This is a genomic window from Amycolatopsis sp. NPDC114484, assembly GCF_055633755.1.
Genome location: NZ_JBVKDQ010000011.1, coordinates 82,782 through 105,877, shown reverse-complemented (window position 1 = coordinate 105,877; position 23,096 = coordinate 82,782). Strand labels below are relative to the sequence as shown.

The following is a 23,096-nucleotide window of genomic DNA, read 5'->3' as shown; positions in this document are numbered from 1 at the left end:
ATGCTGGCCCCATGCGTGCGAGCCGTCTCGTCTCCATCCTGTTGCTGCTGCAGGCCCGGCAGCCGAGGACCGCGGACGACCTGGCCGCGCGGCTGGAGGTCTCCCAGCGGACGATCTACCGCGACATCGAGGCGCTGAGCGCGGCCGGGATCCCGGTGTACGGCGAACCGGGCCACGACGGCGGGTACCGCCTGGTCGACGGGTACCGCACCCAGCTGACCGGCTTGACCAGGCAGGAAGCCGAGGCGCTTTTCCTCACCGGCCTGCCCGCCGCGGCCTCCGGGCTCGGTCTCGGGCCGGTCGTCGCGACCGCGGAGCGCAAGCTGCTGGCCGCGCTTCCCGCCGAACTGCGGTCCCACGCCGACCAGGTGCGCGAGCGGTTCCATCTGGACGCGGCGTCCTGGTACCACGACACGGAAGCCACCCCGCAGTTGCCGACGGTCTCGGACGCGGTGTGGCAGCGACGCCGCGTCCGGATCCGGTATCAGCGCTGGGCCGCGCCGCACGAGACGACCCGGACCGTCGAGCCGTACGGCGTGGTGCTCAAAGCCGGGCACTGGTACCTGGTCGCGCGTTCCGGGGAGTTCCGGACTTACCGGGTGGCGCGGATCGCCGAGGCGGCGATGCTCGAGGAGACCTTCGACCGCGCCGAGGACTTCGATCTGGGCCGCTACTGGTCGGGCTACCTGGACGACTTCGACTCTCGACGGCACCGGGGCGAGGCGGTGCTGCGGCTGTCGCCGGAGGGGATGCGGCTCTTGCCGCAGCTCGCCGAACCCGCCATCGCGCGTGCTGCTTGGGAAAGCGGGGTGGTCGAGGCAGACGGCTGGACGCGCGCGATCGTCCCGATCGAGCAGCACGACCAAGCCGTCCACGATCTCTTGCGGCTTGGCCCTCTCGCGGAAGTAGTTGCGCCGCCCCAGCTTCGCGACCGGCTGGCCGAGACGCTCACGACGATGCTGCGGAGCTATCCCGGGTAGCGACCAGGACGAACGACTCCGCGGGCAACACCGTCGCCTCGTCGCCGACCTCGGGATTGCCCCACGAAGCCAGCACCTCCCCCGCCACCGGAAGCTCGACCGGCTTCGCCGCGAAGTTGCACGCCAGCCGCAGTCCGCCCCGGTGCAGGATCAGCCACGAATCGTCCGGTGCGGTCTCCGCGACCGCCCGGTCCAGCCGAGGATCGGACAGCTCCGGACGTTCGCGGCGGAGCCGGATCAGCGTCCGGTACAGGCCGAGGATCTCCCGGTGGCCCGGTTTGCCCGGTTCGGTCCAGTCGAGCCGCGACCGGGCGACGGTGGCCGGGTCCATCGGGTCCGGGACGTCCGTTTCGCCCCAGCCGTGCCGGCCGAACTCGCGGCGCCGGCCGGTCCGGACGGCCTCGGCCAGTTCCGGGTCCGGGAACGACGCGAAGAACTGCCACGGCGTCTCCGCGGCCCACTCCTCGCCCATGAACAGCATCGGCGTGAACGGCGAGCAGAACACCACCGCGGCGCCGCAGGCCAGCAGGCCGGGCGGGACGGTCGCGGACAGCCGGTCGCCGGTCGCGCGGTTGCCGATCTGGTCGTGGTCCTGCAGGTAGGCCAGGAACCGATGGCCGGGGGCGACGCGCCGGTCGAGCGGGCGGCCGTGCGTGCGGGAGCGGAACGACGACCACGTGCCGGCGTGGAAGAACGCCTCCCGCAGGGTCTTGGCCAGCGCGCCGGGCGCGGCGAAATCGGTGTAGTAGCCGGTGGTCTCGCCGGTGAGCCGGACGTGCAGCGCGTGGTGCAGGTCGTCGGACCACTGCGCGTGCAGGCCGTAGCCGCCGGCCTCCCGGGCGGTGACGAGCTTCGGGTCGTTCTGGTCGGACTCGGCGATCAACGTCAGCGGCCGGTTCAGGGCCGCGGACAGCGCCTCGACCTCGGCGGCCAGTTCTTCCAGCAGGTGCACGGCGCGTTTGTCGACCAGGGCGTGCACGGCGTCCAGGCGCAGGCCGTCGAGGTGGAAGTCGCGCAGCCAGCCCAGCGCGTTGTCGAGGACGTAGCGGCGGACTTCGTCGGAACCGGGGCCGTCGAGGTTCAGGCCGGCGCCCCAGTCGGTGCGGCCGGCGAAGTACGGGCCGAACCGGTCGAGGTAGGCGCCGGACGGGCCGAGGTGGTTGTAGACGACGTCGAGCACCACCGCGAGCCCGCGTGCGTGGCAGGCGTCGACCAGGCGTTTCAGCCCGTCGGGACCGCCGTACGGTTCGTGCGCAGCGCCCCACAGCACGCCGTCGTAACCCCAGCCCGCAGTGCCGTCGAAGGAGTTCACCGGCAGCAGTTCGACGTGCGTGACGCCGAGGTCGACCAGGTGGCCGAGCCGGTCGATGACCGCGTCGAACGTGCCTGCCTCGGTGAAGGTGCCGACGTGCAGTTCGTAGACCACGCCGCCGGGCAGCTGCCGTCCGGTCCACGACTGGTCGGTCCACGCGAAGGCGGAATGGTCGTAGACGCGCGACGCTTCGTGCACGCCGTTCGGCTGGCGCAGCGAGCGCGGGTCCGGCAGCGGACGGTCGTCGTCGCCGAGCAGGAAGGCGTAGTCGGTGCCGGTGACGTCGGCCTGCCACCAGCCGTCGGCAGCGGCGGTCATCTCGTGGTCGGTGCCGTCCACCCGGACGCGGACGCGCTCGGCGGACGGGGCCCACACGCTGAACATCAGGAGTCCTCCCGCACCAGAAGCGCGACCGGGTAGTGGTCGAACAACGCGGACGCTTGCGGTGCGTCACCGACTCCGCGACCGGTCAGCACGTCGGTCCATTCGCCCGCGCGCAGCGGCAGGACGGTGTCGCGCCAGCCGCCGGCCCGGTGCAGTCCCAGTGACAACCGGGTGACCGCCACGGTCAGGTCAGCTCCGCGTTCGAAGGCCAGAAGGTGTTCCGCGGCAACGCCTTCAGCCCGCAGCGGCCGGTATCCGGTGAACAGCTCCGGCCGGTCCCGGCGCAGGGTCAGCGCGCGGTGCACGACCAAGAGCTTCGCCGCGCCGGTCTCGTCGATCTCCGGCTGTTCGCCAGCCTGGATGCGTTCGAGCAGGTCGCGTCGCACGGCGTAGTCGACCTCGCGGCGGTTGTCCGGATCGACCAGCGAGCAGTCCCACAGCTCGGTGCCCTGGTAGACGTCCGGCACGCCGGGCCCGGCCAGCTGCACCAGTTTCTGCCCCAGCGAGTTCGCCCAGCCCGCGCCGCGCACCCGCTTGACGAACGACTCGACATCCGCCGCCAGCTCCGGGTCGCCCAGCACCGCGGACGGCCAGTCGGCGACGGCGCGTTCGAACTCCTCGTCGTGCTCCGTCCACGAGGTGCGGAGTTTCGCTTCCTTCGCGGCCTTGTCGAGGTAGTCGCGCAGCCGTTCCGGCGAGATCGGCCACGCGCCCACCAGCGTCTGCCACGCGAGGAGATTCAGCGCGGGCTCGTCGATCCCGCGCGCGGCGGTCCAGCGCCGGACCGCGACCGCGAACTCGTCCGCGACCTCCGACAGCGCGGCCATCCGCGCCCGGGTGTCCTCGGAGCGTTTCGTGTCGTGAGTGGTCAGCGTGGTCATCGTGGCCGGGGCCGCGGCCGCCCGGCCCGCGGCCAGCGCGTGGAATTCCCCCGTGCTCAAGCCGAATCGGTCCGGGTTGCCGCCGACCTCGTTCAGCGCGGCGAACCGGGTGAACCGGTAGAACGTCGTGTCCTCGGTACCCTTCGCGACGACCATGCCGGACGTCTGCTGGATCCGGGTCGCCAGCTCTCCGTCCGGCGCGCCGCGCACCTGGCTGTCCAGTGCGTCGAGGGCCGGGGCCAGTTCGGGCCGCCTCTTGCGCGCCCGCGCGACGGCTGTCGCCCAGTGTCCGGAACCCTCGGGGAGATACGAACGGTAGACCGGGAACGCGATCATCACCTCGGCGACAGCGGCGCGGGCCGCGTCGGCATCCACGCCCTGGAGCAGCGCGGCGATCCGGTGCACCTCGGCGACCAGGATGCCGTCGGTCACCAAGCGCCGCGCGCGTTCCTCGACCGCGTGGTAGTCGGTGCGCACGCCCTGTTCGGCCGCGAGCCGGGTGAGCACCGACGCGGCGGCCGGGTCCACGAACACACCGGTGATCTCGCGCAGCGCGTCGTACCCGGTGGTCCCGTCGACCGGCCAGCTCTGCGGCAGCGCCTCGCCCGGGTGCAGGATCTTCTCCGCCACCAGCCACGCGCCGGGCGCGCCCTCGCGCAGCCGCCGGAAGTAGCCGCCGGGGTCGGCGAGCCCGTCCGGATGGTCCACGCGCAGGCCGGTGACGTCGCCGTCGGACACCCAGCGCAGCACCTCGCCGTGCGTCTCGGCGAACACCTCCGGCCGCTCCACGGTGACCGCGGCCAGGTTCGTGATGTCGAAGAACCGCCGGTAGTTCAGCTCCCGGTTGCCGCGCCGCCAACCGACCAGCTCGTAGTGCTGGCGCGCGTGCACCTCGCGCGGCGTGCCGTCGCCGGTGCCAGGCGCGATCGGGAACCGGTGGTCGTAGTAGACCAGCTCAGCGCCGTCGACACTGTCCTCGACGGTCAGCTCGGCTACGGCACTGTCGTCCCCGAGCACCGGCAGCAGCAGCCGGCCGCGGCTCCAGTCGATGTCGAAAAACGGTGCGTACGGCGAATCCCGGCCGTTCTGGAGGACGTCCCACCACCACTGGTTCGCCTTCGGCGCCTCGACCGACATGTGGTTCGGCACGATGTCCACCACGAAGCCGAGCCCCGCGTCCTTCAGCCGCGCCGACAACGCCTTTCGCGCTTCTTCGCCGCCCAGTTCGCCCCGGGCGCGTGTCGGATCGGTGACGTCGTAGCCGTGCGTGGACCCGGGCGTCGCGTCGAGCATCGGCGAGCCGTACAACGCGCCGATGCCCAGCTCGTGCAAATAATCCACGATTCCCGCGGCCTCGGCGAAGCCGAACTCCGGCCGCAACTGCACCCGGTACGTCGAAGACGGCGTGCTCATTCGACCTCCTTCGCGGTGCGCTGCAATACCACCAGCGAGCGAGCGGCGAGCGTGAACTTGCCGCCGCCCTCGACCGGCTCGACGTCGGTTTTCCCCACGCTGCCGGTCTCGGTGTCGACCACGACTGTCCATTCGCGACCGTAGCCGTTGCCCGGCAGGGTCATCGCGATGTCCTCCCAGTGCGCGTTGAACGCGAGCAGGAACGAATCGTCCTCGACCGGCATCCCGCGCGGGTCGAGATCCGGAATCCCCTCCCCGTTCAGGAAGATCACCACCGATTTGCCGAACGCGTCGTCCCAGTTCTGCTCGGTCATCTCCTCGCCCGCGGGGGTGAACCAGGCGATGTCGCCCAGTTCCTCCCCCTTGCGCACCGGCTTGCCCTGGAAGAACCGGCGGCGGCGGAACACCGGATGCGCCTTGCGGAACGCGGTGAGCGCGGCGGTGAACTCGACCAGGTCGGCGTTCTCGGTGGCGAGTTCCCAGTCCATCCAGGACAGTTCGGTGTCCTGGCAGTAGGCGTTGTTGTTGCCCTGCTGGGTGCGGCCGAGTTCGTCGCCGTGCAGCAGCATCGGGACGCCCTGCGACAGCAGCAGCGTGGCGAGCAGGTTCCGCCGCTGCCGGGCGCGCAGCGCGAGCACCTCCTCGTCGTCGGCCGGACCCTCGACGCCGCAGTTCCACGACCGGTTGTCGTCCGCGCCGTCGCGGTTGTCCTCGCCGTTGGCCTCGTTGTGCTTTTCGTTGTAGGACACCAGATCGGTGAGCGTGAAGCCGTCGTGCGCGGTGACGAAGTTGATCGACGCGAACGGGCGGCGGCCGTCGTCCTGGTAGAGGTCCGACGAACCGGTGATGCGCGACGCGAACTCGCCCAGCGTGGACGGTTCGCCGCGCCAGAAATCGCGGACGGTGTCGCGGTACTGCCCGTTCCACTCCGTCCACAGCGGCGGGAAATTGCCGACCTGGTAGCCGCCGGGCCCGACGTCCCACGGTTCGGCGATCAGCTTCACCTGGCTCACGATCGGGTCCTGCTGCACGAGGTCGAAGAACGTCGACAGCCGGTCGACGTCGTAGAACTCGCGGGCCAGCGCGGAGGCGAGGTCGAACCGGAAGCCGTCCACGTGCATCTCGGTCACCCAGTACCGCAGCGAATCCATGATCAGCTGCAGCGTGTGCGGGCTGCGCACGTTGAGCGAGTTCCCGGTGCCGGTGTAGTCCATGTAGTACTGCGGATCGTCCTCGACCAGGCGGTAGTACGCCTCGTTGTCGATGCCGCGCATGGACAACGTCGGGCCGAGGTGGTTGCCCTCGGCGGTGTGGTTGTAGACCACGTCGAGGATCACCTCGATGCCGGCCTCGTGCAGGGCGCGGACCATGCCCTTGAACTCCTGCACCTGCCCGCCCTGGCCCTGCATCGCGGCGTACCCGTCATGCGGGGCGAAGTACCCGATCGTGTTGTAACCCCAGTAGTTGCGCAGGCCCTTCTCGTCGAGGCCGTGGTCGGTGACGAACTGGTGCACCGGCATCAGCTCCACTGTGGTGACACCGAGTTTCTGCAGGTGCTCCACTACCGCCGGGTGCGCCAGCCCGGCGTACGTGCCCCGCAACCGTTCCGGCACGAACGGATGCGTCATCGTCATGCCGCGCACGTGCGTCTCGTAGATCACCGTTTCGTGGTACGGCACCCGCGGCGCGCGATCGTTGGCCCAGTCGAAGAACGGGCTGACCACCAGCGAATACGGCACGTGGCCCGCCGAGTCGTCCTCGTTGAGCTGTTCCGGGTCGTCGAAGCGGTAGCTGAACAGCGCTTCGGACCAGTCGACGCCGCGGGACAACGCCTTGGCGTACGGGTCGATCAGCAGCTTGCTCGGATTGCAGCGCTGGCCGCGGCTCGGGTCGTGCGGCCCGTGCACCCGGAATCCGTAGCGCTGCCCGGGGCCGACTCCGAGCAGGTAGCCGTGGTGGACGAAGCCGTCGACCTCCTCCAGCCGCGAGCGGGTTTCGTTGCCCTCGTCGTCGAACAGGCAGAGATCGACGTGCTCGGCGACCTCGGAGAACAGCGCGAAGTTCGTCCCCACGCCGTCATAGGTCGCGCCGAGCGGGTAGGGCTTTCCGGGCCAGGGCCGCACAGGGCTTCTCCTTGGGCATCGGTTTTCGTTGTCCGGACGGGCTTTTCGATCGTTTCAGCGCAACGGGCGGGCCGCGGCGAGCGGAGCGACCGCCGCCCGCACCCGCGGGTCGGCGAAGAACCCGTCGACAGTGACGGGAAGCGGGATGCGCCAGTTAGGGTACTCATCCACTGTGCCCGGCAAATTCGGCTGGCGCCGTTCGCCGACCACGTCCGCCGGTGCGGTGAGCACGAGCCGCGAGGCCGCCGAAGCGAGCAGCGTGTGCAAGGCGACCACCAAGTCGTCGTCCGGAATTCCTTCGCTGGCAACCAATTCGAGCAACGCCGTCCGTTCGGCCGCCGCTTCGGCGTACTCCTGCTCCACCGGACGGTCGAGCTGGCCCAGCTCGGCGCGGACCCGGACGTGCTCGGCGCCGAGCCAGCCGGACACTGTCGGCAGGTCGTGCGTGGAAATGCTGGCCATCGCGTCCGGATCCCAGCGGTCCGGGCGGACGAACGGCTTGCCGGGCGCGTCCCAGTCGCGCTGGAACCACAGCACCGCGGAGCTGAGCAGGCCGCGTTCGTGCATGGTTTCGGTGACGGTGTCCTCGACGGTGCCGAGGTCCTCCCCCACCACGACCGCGCCCGCGCGATGCGCTTCCAGCGCGAGCACGCCGAGCATCGCTTCGGCGTCGTAATGCACGTACGTGCCACGGCCAGCCGGTTCGCCCGGCGGAATCCACCACAGCCGCCACATTCCGGCGACGTGGTCCACCCGGATGCCGTCGGCGTGCCGCAACACTCCGCGCACGACGTCGCGGAACGGCGCGTACCCGGCTTCGGCGAGCCGGTCCGGCCGCCACGGAGGCAGGTTCCAGTCCTGGCCCTGCTGGTTGAACGCGTCCGGCGGAGCCCCGACCCGCACCCGCGCGGCGAACACGTCCCGCAGCGCCCAGGTGTCCGCGCCGCCGGGGTGCACCCCGACCGGCAGGTCGTGCACGACACCGACCGGCATGCCCGCCGCGCGCGCGGCGCGGCGGACGTTGTCGAGCTGCTCGTGGCAGAGCAGCTGGAGCCAGCCGTGGAACTCGATCCGCTCAGCCAGCTCCTCGCGCGCGGCGGCCACCTCGGCGCTGCCGGGATCGCGCAACGGCTCGGGCCACTCGCGCCAGTCGCTGCCGTGCACCTCGGCGAGCGCGCCGAACGCGGCGAAATCGCGAAGGTCGTCGTCCAATTCGATCGGACGCGGATGGTGCGGCCGCAGCAGTTCCAGCGCGGCGCGTTTGGCGGTCCACACCGCGTCGTAGTCGATCAGCTCGCCGATGGGATCCGGCGCGAGCGCGCGTACCTGCCGCTGAGTGTCTTCGTCGGCGCGGGCGAACGCTTCGGTGTCGCTGACCCGCAGGTACAGCGGGTTCGCGAACCGGCGGCTGGACGGCGAATACGGCGACCGCTCGACCGGATGCGCTGGGCTGATCGCCTGCACCGGGTTGACCAGCAGCACGCCCGCGCCCAGTTCGGCGGCCGACCGGGACGCCACTTCGGCGAGATCGCCGAAATCGCCCATCCCCCACGACTGGCCGGAATGCAGCGCGTAGAGCTGCAGCATCCAGCCCCACGCGGGCGGCACCGCGGGCAGCCTCGCCGGGACGACGGCCAGCGAAACCCGTTGCTCTGCGGTCACGATCTCGTGCCAGCCCAGCGGAAGGTCAGCCGGAAGTGTGGTGCCGACGTCACGCGCAGTGCCGTCTTCGAGTTCGACGGTGGCGGCCCGGCCGAGTTCGCGTTCCTGCCCGGCGCGCACCACGACAGTCGGCGGCAAGGCTTGCGAGGCACGGGCTTCCCGCACCGCGGCCAATTCTCGCCGAATTGCTTGTGGAGTGCCGGCGTCGACGTCGAGCTGCGCCAATACGGCGATCACGACGTCAGGGTCAACCCGTACTTCGATCTGGTCGGCGTTTTCGTAGCGGGTGGCGACGCCGTGGGCAGCGGCCAGTTCGGCCAGTTCGGGGGTCACGTTTCGGTCCGGGGAAGGGGAATGCGCACCCGACCAGTGTCCCGGGCGGTGCCGCGCGGCGCCATTCGCCTCGCCGCCGCAGACGGGCGAAGCGGTGACCGGCCGGTCGGGGGGCGTGCCGGCCGGTCACCGCCACACGAAACAAGAGGGAAGGCCGCTCCGGGAATGACGCGCGGCGGCCGAGTTCACCCGTTCAGGCGCTTTTCGCTTTTTCACCGCGCAGGTCCATACCAATGGAGGTAATGCCGTCCGAAATGGACGCCGGTCAGGCTCCGGCCGGCTGCCCGAGCTTCCCGGCGAGCCGGTCCAGCCACGCCTCGACCTCGCCCGCCGAGCGGTCCGGGAGCCCGAACACGACCTCGGTCACGCCCGCCTGCTCGAGCCTGGCCAGCCCCTCCGGATCCGGGCGCGGGCCGAGCGCGATCACTTCCGGCTCGCCCTCGCGGCCCTCCTCGCGCCAGATTTCGCGCAACTGCGCGACTTTCGCGGTGATGTCGTCTTCGCCGGGCGTGGTCAGCCAGCCGTCGCTGTGCCGCGCGATCCAGCGGAACGTGCGCTCCGTCCCGCCCGCGCCGACGACCACCGGCACCTTGGGCTGCACCGGTTTCGGCCACGCCCAGCTCGGCCCGAACTCCACGAACTCGCCCGCGTAGCTCGCCTCCTCCTCGGTCCACAGCGCGCGCATCGCCTCGAGGTACTCGCGCAGCGCGGTGCGCCGCCGCTTCCCGGGCACCCCGTGGTCGGCGAGCTCGTCGGTGTTCCAGCCGAACCCGACGCCGAGCGTGACCCGGCCGCCGGACAGGTGGTCGAGCGTCGCGACGGTCTTGGCGAGCGTGATCGGATCGCTCTCCACCGGCAGCGCCACCGCGGTCGCCAGCCGGATCGTCGAGGTCACCGGCACCGCGCTGGCCAGCGCGACCCACGGGTCGAGCGTGCGCAGGTAGCGGTCGTCGGGCAGCGAGGAGCCGCCGGTCCGGGGATGCGGGGCGTCCCGCCGGACCGGGATGTGGGTGTGCTCGGGCACGTAGAAGGTCGCGAATCCGGCCTCTTCCGCGGCTTGGGCGGCCGCCGCCGGGGAGATGCCCCGGTCGCTGGTGAACAACACGATCCCGTATCTCACCCCCGGCACGTTATTAGAACGTGTTTCAGTTTGCAACGGTGTCCGGGGCCGGGCGATCATTCCTGGTGAAACCCGGGCTTGACGGCGGTGCGGGCCGGGTATTCCACTGGTACCCGCGCTTCCACCGGCCCGTCCTTCCCGAGGAGGGGATCATGCTGCCCCATCGCGACCGCAGCGCCCTGCGGAAGATCGAAGAAGAACTCGCTGCGAGCGACCCCGTGTTCGCCGCGACGCTGAGCCAAGGCGTGCCGACGGCGCGGTCCCGGCGATGGCAGAAGATCCTCGTCCTCGCCGAGGCCACCGCCGTGCTGATGCTGGTGTTCGGCCTGATGGCCGGGGACACCGGCTGGTTCCTGTGGGGCCTGCTCGCCGCTCCCCTGCTCGTCTGGGCGCACCGGAGCGCGCTGCTGAACCGCCGGGAACGGGCGGCCGACGACCAGCCGTGATTTTCAGCGTCGCGCGGCGCGTTCGAGCAGCGGGGTGAGCCGGTAGGGCACCATCTCGCGCATGACGAGCGCGTTGTTGGTGCGCTCGACGCCGGGGATTTCCAGGATCTCCCCGGCGATCCGGTACAGGTCGTCCGCGTCCGTCGCGACCACGTGCACCAGAAGGTCCTGCGCCCCGGTCAATCCGCGCACCTGCAGCACTTCCGGCACCGCGGCGAGCGCGCGGCCGACCTCGTCCAGCAACCGCTGCCGCGCTTGCACCGTCACGAACGCGGTGAGCGGGTAGCCGAGCGCGGCCGGGTCGATCCGGTGTTCGGCCGAGCGCAGCGCGTCGCCCTGTTCGAGCCGGGCGAGCCGGCTTTGCACGGTGTTGCGGGACAGGCCCAGCTCGTCGGCGAGCGCGACCGCGGTGGCCCGAGGGTTTCGGCCGAGCGCGAGCAGGATCCGGGCGTCGGTGGCGTCGAGCCGCTGAGTGCTGGGCATGCTGCGCAGTCCTCTCCGCACCGCGAGGTGCTGTCTTGGGCGTTCTGCGCAATGTCGAACGCGCTTGTTGTGCACCCTAACCAGCTCTGCTGGACTGTCCTGAACTTTCCGCCCAAGAAAGGTCCGATCCGTCGTGAGCAGCGCCGCCCCCGAACGCCTTCCGGACAACGACACGGTGACCGTCCTGCGCGAGGTGCAGGACCGGGTGCTGTGGCTGTCGACCGCGATCATCGACCACGCGAACCGCGTGCGGCCCAATCCGACCGGGCTCAAGGTCGGCGGGCACCAGGCGTCCAGCGCCTCGATGGTGTCGATCATGACCGCGCTGTGGTTCGCCCGGCTGCGCGCCGAGGACCGGGTCTCGGTCAAGCCGCACGCCTCCCCCGTGCTGCACGCGATCAACTACCTGCTCGGCGACCTCGACGAGAAGTACCTGACGACGCTGCGCGAGTTCGGCGGCCTGCAGAGCTACCCGTCGCGCTCGAAGGACCCGGACCGCGTCGACTACTCCACCGGTTCGGTCGGCATCGGCGCGACCGCCCCGATCTGGGGCGCGCTGGCGCGGCGCTACGTCGAGTCGCACGGCGGCGGCGCGGGCGCCGGACGGCAGTACTCGCTGGTCGGCGACGCGGAACTGGACGAGGGCGCGTGCTGGGAGGCGATCCTCGACCCGAACGTGGCGGAACTGGGCGAGGTCGTCTGGATCGTCGACCTGAACCGCCAGTCGCTCGACCGCGTGGTGCCGAACATCGGCGCGACCCGGCTGCAGGGCATGTTCGAGGCGGCCGGCTGGCAGGTGCTGACCGTGAAGTACGGCCGGCTCCTGCAGGATCTGTTCGAGCGGCCGGGCGGCTCGGCCTTGCGTACGCGGATCGACGAGATGTCGAACCCGGAGTACCAGCGGCTCATCCGCTGCACCCCGGCGCAGCTGCGCGAACGCCTGACGACGCCGGAGCTGGCTCCGCTGCTGGACACTGTCGACGACGACACGCTGCACGCCGCGATCCGCAACCTCGGCGGCCACGACCTGTCCGCGCTGCTGGACACGTTCGACGCCATCGACGACAACCGGCCGACGGTCGTTTTCGCTTACACCGTCAAGGGATTCGGGCTCGCGAGCGAGGGACACCCGCAGAACCACTCGTCGCTGCTGACCGCTGAGCAGCTGGGTTCGCTGGCCGAACGCGTCGGAATCTCGCCGGACGACCCGTGGCAGAAGTTCCCCGAAGGCTCCGCCGCCGCCCAGCTGTGCGCTTCGACCGCCACTCGCCTGGAACGGGAAACCGTTGAGCTGCAACCGGTTCCGGCGCTGCCGTCCGACATCGGCCGCACGCCGTCCGGCCGCACGACGACGCAGGCCGCGCTCGGCCGCGCGCTGCTCGACCTGACCCGCGAAGCGCCCGAAGCGGCGGAACTCGTCGTGACGCTGTGCCCGGACGTCTCGTCCAGCACCAACCTCGGCGGCTGGGTCAACAAGGTCGGCGTGTGGTCGCCGCAGGAACGTGTCGACTGGTTCGCCGACGACCCGGAGACGATCCTGCACTGGCGCGAGCGGCCCAGCGGGCAGCATCTGGAGCTGGGCATCGCCGAGGTGAACCTGGTGAGCGCGCTCGGCGAACTCGGCACCACGTGGTCGCGCTGGGGCCGCCCGCTGCTGCCGATCGGGGTGCTTTACGACCCCTTCGTGGAGCGCGCGCTGGAACCGTGGTCGTTCGGCGTCTACGGCGGCGGACAGTCCATTTTGGTCGGTACGCCGTCCGGCGTCACGCTCGCGCCCGAGGGCGGCGCGCACCAGTCGGTGACCACGCCGTCGGTCGGGCTCGAACAGCCTGGTTGCGTGACCTACGAACCCGCGTTCGCGCTGGACGTCGAGTGGACCCTGCTCGCTTCTCTTTCGCGGCTCGGCCGCCCCGACGGAACTTCCGCCTACCTGCGCCTGTCGACCCGTCCGGTGGACCAGAGCCTCGCCGCGGTGCCGGCCGACCCGGCCGCCCGGGAACGCCGCCGCCGCCAGGTCGTGGCCGGGGCGTACCCGATCCGCACCGCCGCGGTGGCCCGCCCGGACGTCACGCTGGTGACGATGGGCGCGATGGTCACCGAAGCGCTGGAAGCCGCCGACCGGCTGGACGCCTTGGGCAAGCACGCCGACGTCGTGTGCGTGACGAGCCCTGGCTTGCTGTTCCGCGCCGTGCAGGCGAGGGCGGGCCAGGACACGGCTGAGACGTGGATCCTGGAGTCGGCGCTGCCGTCCGAACGGTCCGCGCCGATGGTGACGGTCCTCGACGGGCACCCGCACACCCTGGCGTTCCTGGCGAACGTCCACCGCGTGCGGGCGGCGCACCTGGGCGTGACGCGGTTCGGGCAGTCGGGCGACCTGGAGAGCGTGTACCGGCACCACGGCATCGACACCGACAGCATCATCCAGGCCGCGCTGGACGTCGCGGACTGATCGAGGAGGACTCTTGTTCGCCCCCGCCGTCACCCGCCATTGGCTGCCGCCGGTCTCGGAGGGCGGCGGTTTCAGCATGACCGTCGACGCCGCGCTGGAGGAGGACGAACGGCTGACCGTCCTCGCCACCGAGGACGGGCAGATCCGGATCCGGCTCACCCCGGCGATGGCCGAAACCCTCGGCCGGCCGCGCGACGAACCGGAGTTCCGGCAGCGGCTGGCCTCGGCGGGGATTGTGCTGCACGGGGCCGACAATCTGTTCTATTTCGCCGGCACCGCGAGGGAAACGCTGCTCGCCGAACCGGACGGCCCGTGGGTCCGGCCGCTCACCGCCTCGGACGCCGAAGCGTTCGCCGCGTTCGAGGCCGCCGCGTCGGAACAGGATCTGGACGACGCGTCCGTCGAACTGGACCATTGGGCGGTCTACGGCGCGTTCGCCGACGGGCAGCTCGTGGCCGTCGCGAGCATGTACCCGTGGGGCGACGCGCCGCTGGCCGACCTCGGGGTGGTGACGCTGGCACCGCACCGGGGCAAGGGGCATGCCCGCCGCCTCGTGCGGGCGATGTCACGGCACGCGCTCGGCCGGGAGCACGAGCCGCAGTACCGGTGCCAGCTCGACAACCACGCGTCGCTCGCGCTCGCCGCGTCCGCCGGGCTGACCTTGTTCGGCACCTGGGACGTCGTGTCGCCGGACTCGCCTCGCTGACGCCGCCCGCGGTCGCTGTCGTGTCGCTGCCTCAGTCCCCGATCCGGATCAGCGAGCGGGCGCCCTGCCCTCGCCGCATCCGGTCGAACGCCTCGTCCACCTCGTCGAGCGAAATCCGGTGCGTCACCAGGGTTTCCAGGTTCAGCGCGCCCGACCGGACCTCGTCGGCGAGGACCGGGATGTCGAGGTCCGGGTCGGAAGCGCCGTAGACGGTGCTGGTGAGCGTCCGGGCGAAGTGGAAGATCTCCAGCGGGTTCAGCACGACCTGCTGGTCTTTCCTCCCGACGCCGACCACCGTGCAGTGCCCGCCGCGGCGCACCGAACTCCACGCCGCGCGGATCGTCGTCGCCGCGCCGACGCATTCGAACGCGTAGTCCGCGCCGCGGCCCTCGGTCAGCCCGCGCACCTGTTTGGCGAGTTTGTCGTCGCTCACCAGGAAATCCGTCGCACCGGCCGCGCGAGCGAGCGCTTCCTTCTCCGGCGACAGATCGGCCGCGATGATCTGCCCGGCGCCTGCGAGCTTCGCCCCGAGCACCACGCACAGCCCGATCCCGCCGAGACCGAGCACGAGCACGCTCTGTCCTTTCCGGACCTTCGCGGTGTTGCGCACCGCGCCGACCCCGGTCAGCACCGCACAGCCCATCAACGCGGCCAGATCGAGCGGAACGCCGTCGGGCAGCGGCACGACGGACCGCCCGGGCAGCACGGTTTCCTCGGCGAATCCGCCGACCCCGAGCACGACGTTGAGCGGCCCGCCGTCCAGCTCCCCGCGCGGCAGCGTGGTGACGCCTTCGATCGCCGAGCACAGCCAGGGCTCCCCGGCCAGGCAGAACCAGCATTCCCGGCACGCGGCGGCCCAGTTGAGCACCACCCGGTCCCCCGGCTTCACGTGGGTGACCTCGCCGCCGACCTCCGCCACGACGCCGGACGCCTCGTGTCCCGGCACGAACGGGTACTGCGGGCGCAGCGTTCCGTCCACCATGGACAGATCGGAATGGCACACCCCGGCGGCCGCGATCCGCACCCGCACGTCCTGGAGCCCGACCGGCGGCAGCACGATGTCGCAGACCTCCGGACGGCCGCCTTCCTCGCGCACAACCACGGCTTTGACCACGGTGTCTTCTCCTTCGGGTCGCGCTAGAGCTGGATGGATTTGAGTTCGGTGAACTCGTCGAGCGCGGCGCGGCCCATCTCGCGGCCGAGACCGGACTGCTTGTAGCCGCCGAAGGGGGCGAGCGGGTTGAAAGCCCCGCCGTTCACGTCGATCTGCCCGGTCCGGACCTTGCGCGCGAAGGCCAGCGCCCGGTCCTGGTCGGCCGACCACACCGCGCCGTGCAGGCCGTAGCGGGAGTTGTTCGCGATCCGCAGCGCGTCGTCCTCGTCGTCGAACGGGATGATCGACAGCACCGGGCCGAAGATCTCCTCCTGCGCGATCGTCGAATCCGGGTCCACGCCCGCGAAAACTGTCGGTGCGACGAAGTACCCTGTTTCGGCAGGAGCTTCGGTCCCGCCGGTCACCAGAGTCGCGCCCTCGGCGATGCCCTTCTCGATGTAGCCGCGCACCCGGTCGCGCTGTGCTGCCGAGACAAGCGGGCCCAGTTTTGTCTTGGGGTCCAACGGATCGCCCGTCGTGAACCCCTCGGCGAACGTCTTCGCGAGCGCCACCGCTTCGTCGTGCTTCTCGCGCGGGACGAGCATGCGCGTCCACGCCGTGCAGGTCTGGCCGCCGTTGAGGAACGCGTTGGAGACACCGACCTTGACCGCCGTCGCCAGGTCCGCGTCGTCGAGGATCACGTTGGCGGACTTGCCGCCCAGTTCCAGCGTGACGCGCTTGACCGTGCGTGCCGCCAGCTCGGCCACCCGGGTGCCGGCGCGCACCGAACCGGTGAACGACACGACGTCGACCTCCGGATGCGTCGCCAGCGCCTCGCCGACCGCCGGTCCGTATCCGGTGACCAGATTGACCACGCCAGGCGGGAAACCGGCCTCGTGGATCGCGTCGAACAACTGGTAGGCGCTCAACGGCGCGACCTCGCTCGGCTTCACCACGACCGTGCAGCCCGCCGCCAGCGCCGGGGCGATCTTGCAGGTGATCTGGTGCAGCGGGTAGTTCCACGGCGTGATCGCCGCGACCACGCCCGCCGGTTCGCGCACGACCAGCGAGTTGCCGACCTTCTCCTCCGGCTCGTCCTGGCCGAGCAGATCGACGTAGGTCCGCACGTCGGTCTGCGGCAGCGCGGCCTGGATCCGGGTCGCGATCCGCAGCGGCGTGCCGACGTCCTTCGCGATCGTCTCGCCGATCTCGTCGGCCCGCTTCGCCAAGCCGTCGAGGAGTTTGCGCAGCAGCTCCGCGCGTTCCGCCCTCGTGGTCGCGGCCCACGCGGGAAACGCCTCGCGCGCCGCCCGGACCGCCCGGTCGACGTCGGCGGCCGTGCCCTCCGGAATGTGCGCCTGCACCTGCTCGGTGGCCGGGTTTTCCACCGGGATCACGGCTTCGGAGTCCGAGCGGACCCATTCGCCGCCGAGGTACAGCACGTCGCGCTCAGCCACCGAGTCTCCTTCGACCTAGGTTCTCTCCCTCTCGGCGGATTCTATAGAAAACGCTCCGGCTGTCTAGTGCGCCGCGAGGACGCCCTGCGCCGCGAGGAAGTCGACCAGCAGGTCCCCCGCCTCGCGGATGTGCGCCGCCATCGCCTCGCGCGCCGCGTCCGGCTCGCGGTCGTTCAGGGCGGCAAGCACCCGATCGTGGTCGTCGCGAGCCAGGATCGGCCAGCCGGGAATGTCCGCGTACGCCGAGAAGGGCACGTACCTGAGCGTCAACGACAGCATCCAGGTGAACTTCGGCGCGGCGGCAGCGCGATTGACCATGCGATGCAACGCGAAGTCGGCCCGCTCTGTCGCGTCGAGGTCCCCGTCGCGGACGGTTTTCTCGATCTCGCGCTGGAGATCGTCCAGCCGCGCCAGCCCCACCGGATCGAAGGCCTCGGCCGCCCGCGCGGCCAGCTCGCCGGAGACGTAGGCCTGCATCGCGTAGACGTCCACGACGTCCCGGCGCGTCACCGGGATCACCCGGAATCCACGCCCTGGACGGAAATCCACCATGCCCTCGCCCGCGAGCGCCATCAACGCCTCGCGGACCGGGGTGGCGCTGACGCCGAGGCGCTCGGCCAGATGCTCCGTGCGCAGCCGCTCGCCGCCGCGGACCGCGCCGGTCAGGATCAGATCGCGCACCTGCTTGGCGACCCGCGGGCTCAGCCGTTCGCGCGCTTCTCCGGCCACTGTCACGAAAACTCCCCGCCAGCGTTCGATTTCCCGCCATCGTAGCCTTTCTTCGCCGGTGTGACCCCCGTCACTTTTTGCTCCGATGAGAACCTCCGTCAGGGGTCGCCTCGACTATCCGGACGAACCCCGTGCCCCGGGGTGAACCGCACAGTGTCCTCAATGGACACATCGAGGGAGGGAAACGGAATGTCAGTGAAGTCTTCGGTTCTGCGCCACGGCCGGCTGGCCGCCGGCACGGCAGTCGCGGCGGCCGTCATCGCCGGAGGAACGATCGGCGTCGCCGCGGCGGCCACCGGCGAGCACCCGGCGCCGCCCGTCGCCGCCGTCGCGCCCGCTGCTCAGCCGCCCGCCGCCGAGCAGCCGCCGGAGGGCGCCCGGGCGATCGTGAAGGTCGACCCGAACCCCGCCGCCCCCGGCGGGGACGTCACGATCACCGGCAATTGCGGCGGCGGCAAGGGCCTGAAGAAGGTGATCGGCGGATATCCGGGTCATCAGATCCTCAAGGACGTCAAGATCGTCGACGCGAACCCGGAAGCCTTCAAGGCCACAGCGAAACTCGCCACGAAGCTCGGCAACGGCGTCGGCCCCGTCATGGTCGACTGCGACGGGGAAGCAGGCGTGACCCTGCTGGTGACCCACACCCCGCCGGCGGGTGAATAGCGATGCCGGGGAGGTCTCGCGGCACGAGGGTGACCCGCTCCGGTTCGGAGGTGGTGCCCGGCTAGGCAAGTCCGGCGCTCGCGGTTGTCGGCTAGGGCCGACGATGTCGGGACCGGGCAGGTCCCTCGCCCGGCGCTGAGGGTCGGCCGTCCGGCCGGGCACCCACCCGGCCGGACGGCGACGCCCCCGACTCCGCAATCGCGATCCAGCGCGGATGGCTGTCTGCATGGCTTGGCCGCCTATCGGTCATTCCGCCACACGGATGGTCTCCACCCGGGCGGGGCACAGCGTCGCTGCGAGGGTTGCTCCCTAACGCTGGCGGTGGCCTGGCTCGCCCCAGCCACGTCGACCACCGAGTGGTCAGGCGCTTCGGGAGGCGACCCCGTTGGCTGAACAGACCGGCAACGCCGACGGTCGCTCGGTTCGGCGGAGTCCTGCGGGCTGCTCACGCAGCACACAGGTGACCGGCCAGTCCCCCAGACCGGGCCTCGCGCGGGCTGCGCGCAGCAGGCGGGTGACAGCTCAGTTCTCCAGACCGGCCGAGTCACACGGGCTGCCCACGCAGCACACAGGTGACCGGCCAGTCCCCCAGATCGGCTGAGTCACACGGGCTGCCCGCGCGGCAGGCGGGCTGTCCGGCCAGTCCCCCAGGCTGGCCGGTCACCCGCCCGCCTGCCGCGAACGCGCCGCGAGGTGGACGTCCGCCTCGCGGCGCACCCGCTCGCCCACCCCGACAGCACGCCCGCTCACCCACCCCCGCCAGGGTGGAAAATTCCGGGCGCGTCAGATCAAATCCCCTGCTGTGAGGCGATGTGCAAGCGCTGTGAGGTTGCTGTGCATCCGGCCGCACGGGATGCCCGGCGGGCGTCGGCATGGTCATCTTGAAGCGTGAGAGTCAACGTTTCCCGGACAGCGCTGATCGTCTGCGCGGCGGCAGCGATCGTGGCGACCGGCGGCGCCAACGCCGTCGTCGACACCGCTGCCGTCACCGGCCCGGCGAACCAGGCGAGCGGCACGGGCACCCCGGCCGTCTCGACCGGCGACGATCCCGGCGGCACCGCGACGAACACCGGCGACACCGGCGCGGCCCCCAGCACCACCGCGACCGGGACCGCGAGCCGGACAGTCGGCGCATTGTTCTCCGGCGGCAAGCACTTCTGCTCGGCCAGCGTGGTGCACAGCCCCGCAGGCGACCTGCTCCTCACCGCCGCGCACTGCGTCAGCGGCGACGTCTCCGGCGTCACCTTCAAGCCCGGCTACCACGACGGCCTCGCCCCGTACGGCACCTGGCAGGTCACCGCCGCGATCCTCGCCGACGGGTGGAAGTCCTCGTCCGATCAGGACCTCGACTTCGCGTTCCTCAAGGTCGCCCAGCCCGGCTCCGCGAGCCTCGAAAGCCTCACCGGCGCCAACCAGCTGGGCACGAACCAGGGCTTCTCGCACACGATCACCCTCACCGGCTACCCCGACGGCACCGAGCAACCAGTCGTCTGCACGGGCACCACCACCCAGTCCGACACCTACCAGCAACGCGTCGCCTGCCCCGGCTTCCCCGACGGCACCAGCGGCGGCCCCTGGGTCATCAACCAGGACCCGAACACCGGAACCGGCACAGTCATCGGCACCATCGGCGGCTACCAGACCGGCGGCGCCACCCCGGACGTCTCCTACAGCGCCTACTTCGACGACGACATCGCCAAGCTCTACAACTCCGCCATCAGCTGAACCGCGCCCGGCGAAACCGCCACAGCTGGGCGGAAATCAGCCCGCACTCCGGCAGCCTGACGCGAACCGCCGAGCCGGACGACACCTGCCAAGCGGAACAGGCGCGAGTGAACACGTCGGAGCAGCTGTGATGACAACTCCGCTCCGCGCTGCGAACCACGCCGCTTGGCACGCTGCCGATCTGCCCGGAACGCTCCTCCCAGCAGCCCGAAATCCTCTGCCAGCCGAGGGCAGCCCCGCCGGTTACCCGAACTGGGCGGCACAGCTGATGCCTGACGCAGCGAAAGATTCCGCCCGGTGCGCTCCGCCCACAGGCCCAAAACCCTGAGCCAACCCCGAGCGGTCAACCTGAACTAGCTGGCACCCCATACAGCACAAGATTACGCCCAGCGGTCCAAATCCTGAGCCAACCGAAGCCAACCCCCCGATCACCCCGAGCTAGGCGGCGCAACCGGTGCCTGATGCACCGAAAGATTCCGCCCGGCAGTCCCAGTCCCGAGCCAGCCGAAGCCAGCCCCGCCGATCACCCCGAGCTAGGCGGCGCGACCGGCGCCTGATGCAGCGAAAGATTCTGCCCGGCCTTCTCGTCCGCGGCCCACGCGCCCGACTCCGCCGTCCACGTCTGGCCCGCGAAGCTCACCCGGTCGACGCCCAGTTTCGCCGCGCGGGCGACCAGCCAGCTCGCGATCCGCCAGCCCTCCGCGGCCGGGTGGGCGCCGCTCAAGCGCGCGGTGCCCAGTTCGGCGTTCGCGACCGTCACGAGGTTCGCCGGCGCGCTCAGCGTCAGGTTCCGGCAGGTCAGCGCCGCCGGGTACTGGCCGGTCAGTGCGCCGGTCAGTGCGGTGGCTTCGTCTTCCCACTGGGCGTACGCGTCGGGAGCGCCGGAGCGTTGCACGGCCTGGGCCGCTTCGGTGACGGGGATCGTCTGCCAGTTGTCGAGTTTCGCCAGCTTCTTGTAGAACTCCGTCGCCGAATAGACCGGGTCCTGGAGCTGATCGGGCGTGCCCCAGCCTTGGCTCGGGCGCTGCTGGAACAGGCCGATCGAATCCCGGTCGCCGCCGCTCAGGTTGCGGAGTTTCGACTCCTGCAGCGCGGTCGCGAGGGCGACCGTGACCGCGTGCGAGGGCAGGCCCTGTTTGACGCCGACGGCGGCGATGATCGCGGCGTTGTTCATGGGTTCCGGTTGCAGCGTGTACTGCGTCGCCGAGGCGTCGTTCGGTCCCTTCGGCAGCGCGACAGTGCAGCCGGGGGTCTTCACCTCGTCACTGCTCGAGAACATGACCACCACGACGACCACCGCCGCGAGGGCCACGACGACCGCCAGGATCGCCGCTCGCACGCCACACCCGCGCACCCCGTGCCCGCCCTTCCCCACTGCCCGCTCCGAGTGCACAGTCTGCCCGGACGTCCCGGCGGGGAGACGCCCGGGTCAGGTCAGCCGGCGTCGGGCGCGCCCAGGAAGATCGGGTTCGACAGGGCCACCATGGCGTTCGGCGTCGTGGTCTTCGGGCCGCCCGACGGACGCCGCACCTCGACCCGGACCCAGCGGCTGTAGCGCGGGTACGTCGTCCACGTGACGGTCGCGCTGCCGGACTCCGGCACGGTCTCGCTGTGCTCCGGGCCGAGCTGGTCGAGGAAGGTCACGGTCGTGCCGGGCACTCCGCGAACGACCGCGCGCACCTCGATCGGCGTGCCGGTGCCCGCGGCGAGCCGTCCGCCGATGCCTGCGGTGCGGCCTGCGCCGGAGACGGAGAAATCGAGCTGCACGTCCTTCGATTCGGCCAGCCACGACCGGCCTGCTTTGAGCCCGGCGAGCAGTTCGGCCCGGCCCAGCCGGTCTGCCTGGACGACCGTGTGCGGGAGCGCGACGGTCTGGTCCGGGTTGTGCGCGTCGGAATCGCCGATCGCCGGGATCCACCGGCCGCCGCGCAGCAGGCCGTCCCAGTGCGTGACGCTCGCTTCGTCGTCCGCGGTCCACGGGCCGTTCCAGACCTCCACGAGGTCGGCGATCTCGTAGGCGAATTCGTAGGTGCAGCCGAAGCAGTTCGCGAACGGGTGCGCGGCGGTGACCAGGCCGCCCGCCCGGTGCACCTGGTCGGTGAACCGCCGGAAGTCGCGCGGGTCGGACGCGCGGTAGCGCCAGTCGATCCACGTGCCCGCCGGCAGGCCGATCGCGGGCCAGTGCCCGGAGCGCGTGGTGACCTCCTCGCCGTTCAGGATCAGCAGGTCGTCCGTGGCGTAATCGCCCCACACCAGCTGCGAGCTGGACGTGTTGTGGTCGGTGGACACGATGAAGTCCAGCCCGGCCGCCCGCGCGTCCGCGACCAGCTGCTCGGGCGTGCGCCTGCCGTCGGAGTGGACGGTGTGCAGGTGGGAGTCGCCGCGATACCAGGACCGGCCGCGGTCGCGCGCGGGCGCGGTCTCCGGGGCGGGGTTCGGCTGGAACGGCTTCGAGGTGTCGCGGCCGAACGTCAGCGTGATGTCGACGCGGTAGTTCAGCCCCTGCGGCGCGACCGTGTACGGGCCGAGGATGACGTGCCAGCGGCCGGGCGCGATCGGTCCGGCGAGGTAGCCGGGCGTCGCCTCGGCGGCGCTGATCGAGAACCGGTCGCGGAAGCCGCCGGACCAGCCGCGGAAGCCGCGGCGAGTGCCCAGTTCGTGTCCTTCCGGCCCGAACATCCCGATGTCGCAAGCATTTCCGCGCGTCCCGGCGGGCACCGACGGCTTGTCGTAGGAGTACACGACGTCGATCTGCTTCACCCCGCGCGGGACGTCGACCGGGAGGTAGTACCAGTCGGGCACGTCCGGGCGGAAGGTGCCGGTCACGGTCTTCGTCTGCTGCCCGGAGCCGGGCGCGGGCTCGGCGAACGAGACGCCCGGCAGCATGCTCATCGCCGCACCCGCCGCCACGACGCCGCCGGCCCGGAACAGGTTGCGCCGGTTGAGTTCCCCAGTGGACATGCCTACCTCCGCAGCAAAGAAGTCGCGCCGACGCTAGCCGCCGGAGCAACCCCCATCAACGACGCTGCGGTGAACACTCGGCGACTCGCCTCGCCGGGCATCGACGTCTTCAGCTCATCGAGCCGCGGCTCGAACAGGCTCCGGAACGACCGCCGGCGCAGGATCGCTTGCCCGCA

General features: G+C 71.1%; 17 protein-coding genes. 6 read left to right on the top strand and 11 right to left on the bottom strand.

Going from position 1 to position 23,096, the window contains the following annotated elements; translation table 11 throughout:
• Positions 1-11 precede the first annotated feature (11 nt).
• Positions 12-980: a helix-turn-helix transcriptional regulator gene (locus ACZ7SW_RS25885; RefSeq protein ID WP_470232945.1), complete on the top strand. Its 969-nt coding sequence runs from the start codon at positions 12-14 to the stop codon at positions 978-980.
• On the opposite strand, the gene treZ is transcribed toward ACZ7SW_RS25885, so the two are convergent.
• The 5 genes from treZ to ACZ7SW_RS25860 form a co-directional block, all read right to left on the bottom strand.
• On the bottom strand, positions 949-2,679 hold the full coding sequence (gene treZ / locus ACZ7SW_RS25880; protein ID WP_470233130.1) for a malto-oligosyltrehalose trehalohydrolase: 1,731 nt from the start codon (positions 2,677-2,679) through the stop codon (positions 949-951). The genes ACZ7SW_RS25885 and treZ overlap by 32 nt on opposite strands.
• Positions 2,676-4,970 carry a malto-oligosyltrehalose synthase gene (gene treY / locus ACZ7SW_RS25875; RefSeq protein ID WP_470232944.1) on the bottom strand — a complete coding sequence of 765 codons (2,295 nt, stop codon included), beginning with the start codon at positions 4,968-4,970 and terminating at the stop codon, positions 2,676-2,678. Before treY ends, treZ begins: the two co-directional genes overlap by 4 nt.
• Positions 4,967-7,093, bottom strand: coding sequence for a glycogen debranching protein GlgX (glgX, locus tag ACZ7SW_RS25870; protein ID WP_470232943.1), 2,127 nt, complete (start codon positions 7,091-7,093; stop codon positions 4,967-4,969). Before glgX ends, treY begins: the two co-directional genes overlap by 4 nt.
• A gap of 54 nt (positions 7,094-7,147) precedes the next feature.
• Positions 7,148-9,088, bottom strand: a complete 1,941-nt coding sequence (gene malQ / locus ACZ7SW_RS25865; protein ID WP_470232942.1) for a 4-alpha-glucanotransferase — start codon at positions 9,086-9,088, stop codon at positions 7,148-7,150.
• Between the two features lie 265 nt (positions 9,089-9,353).
• Positions 9,354-10,208 carry a TIGR03619 family F420-dependent LLM class oxidoreductase gene (locus ACZ7SW_RS25860; RefSeq protein WP_470232941.1) on the bottom strand — a complete coding sequence of 285 codons (855 nt, stop codon included), beginning with the start codon at positions 10,206-10,208 and terminating at the stop codon, positions 9,354-9,356.
• Positions 10,209-10,360: 152 nt separating this feature from the next.
• Here ACZ7SW_RS25860 and ACZ7SW_RS25855 point away from each other — a divergent pair, with 152 nt between their 5' ends.
• The gene (locus ACZ7SW_RS25855) at positions 10,361-10,654 is read left to right on the top strand and encodes a DUF3040 domain-containing protein (RefSeq protein ID WP_470232940.1); all 294 of its coding nucleotides are present in this window, start codon (positions 10,361-10,363) and stop codon (positions 10,652-10,654) included.
• Between the two features lie 3 nt (positions 10,655-10,657).
• Here ACZ7SW_RS25855 and ACZ7SW_RS25850 read toward each other — a convergent pair whose 3' ends face one another.
• Positions 10,658-11,137, bottom strand: coding sequence for an Lrp/AsnC family transcriptional regulator (locus ACZ7SW_RS25850; protein WP_370936400.1), 480 nt, complete (start codon positions 11,135-11,137; stop codon positions 10,658-10,660).
• A 133-nt stretch (positions 11,138-11,270) separates the two neighbouring features.
• Between ACZ7SW_RS25850 and ACZ7SW_RS25845 the strand changes: the two genes are divergently transcribed.
• Both ACZ7SW_RS25845 and ACZ7SW_RS25840 read left to right on the top strand, forming a co-directional pair.
• Positions 11,271-13,586: a transketolase-like TK C-terminal-containing protein gene (locus ACZ7SW_RS25845; protein WP_470232939.1), complete on the top strand. Its 2,316-nt coding sequence runs from the start codon at positions 11,271-11,273 to the stop codon at positions 13,584-13,586.
• Positions 13,587-13,599: 13 nt separating this feature from the next.
• A complete protein-coding gene (locus ACZ7SW_RS25840) occupies positions 13,600-14,292 on the top strand; it encodes a GNAT family N-acetyltransferase (RefSeq protein WP_470232938.1) in 693 nt (230 codons plus the stop codon).
• A gap of 31 nt (positions 14,293-14,323) precedes the next feature.
• Here ACZ7SW_RS25840 and ACZ7SW_RS25835 read toward each other — a convergent pair whose 3' ends face one another.
• From ACZ7SW_RS25835 to ACZ7SW_RS25825, 3 genes are all read right to left on the bottom strand, one after another.
• Positions 14,324-15,406 carry an alcohol dehydrogenase catalytic domain-containing protein gene (locus ACZ7SW_RS25835; protein ID WP_470232937.1) on the bottom strand — a complete coding sequence of 361 codons (1,083 nt, stop codon included), beginning with the start codon at positions 15,404-15,406 and terminating at the stop codon, positions 14,324-14,326.
• Between the two features lie 23 nt (positions 15,407-15,429).
• Positions 15,430-16,842, bottom strand: coding sequence for an aldehyde dehydrogenase family protein (locus ACZ7SW_RS25830; protein WP_470232936.1), 1,413 nt, complete (start codon positions 16,840-16,842; stop codon positions 15,430-15,432).
• A 63-nt stretch (positions 16,843-16,905) separates the two neighbouring features.
• Positions 16,906-17,577, bottom strand: coding sequence for a GntR family transcriptional regulator (locus ACZ7SW_RS25825; protein WP_470232935.1), 672 nt, complete (start codon positions 17,575-17,577; stop codon positions 16,906-16,908).
• Between the two features lie 183 nt (positions 17,578-17,760).
• On the opposite strand from ACZ7SW_RS25825, the gene ACZ7SW_RS25820 reads away from it, so the two are divergent.
• Both ACZ7SW_RS25820 and ACZ7SW_RS25815 read left to right on the top strand, forming a co-directional pair.
• Positions 17,761-18,234 carry a hypothetical protein gene (locus tag ACZ7SW_RS25820; protein WP_470232934.1) on the top strand — a complete coding sequence of 158 codons (474 nt, stop codon included), beginning with the start codon at positions 17,761-17,763 and terminating at the stop codon, positions 18,232-18,234.
• Between the two features lie 888 nt (positions 18,235-19,122).
• On the top strand, positions 19,123-19,959 hold the full coding sequence (locus ACZ7SW_RS25815) for a trypsin-like serine peptidase (protein WP_470232933.1): 837 nt from the start codon (positions 19,123-19,125) through the stop codon (positions 19,957-19,959).
• A gap of 523 nt (positions 19,960-20,482) precedes the next feature.
• Here the strand turns inward: ACZ7SW_RS25815 and ACZ7SW_RS25810 are convergent.
• Both ACZ7SW_RS25810 and ACZ7SW_RS25805 read right to left on the bottom strand, forming a co-directional pair.
• Positions 20,483-21,298, bottom strand: coding sequence for a hypothetical protein (locus ACZ7SW_RS25810; protein ID WP_470232932.1), 816 nt, complete (start codon positions 21,296-21,298; stop codon positions 20,483-20,485).
• Positions 21,299-21,393: 95 nt separating this feature from the next.
• A complete protein-coding gene (locus tag ACZ7SW_RS25805; RefSeq protein WP_470232931.1) occupies positions 21,394-22,920 on the bottom strand; it encodes a CehA/McbA family metallohydrolase in 1,527 nt (508 codons plus the stop codon).
• Positions 22,921-23,096: the final 176 nt, after the last annotated feature.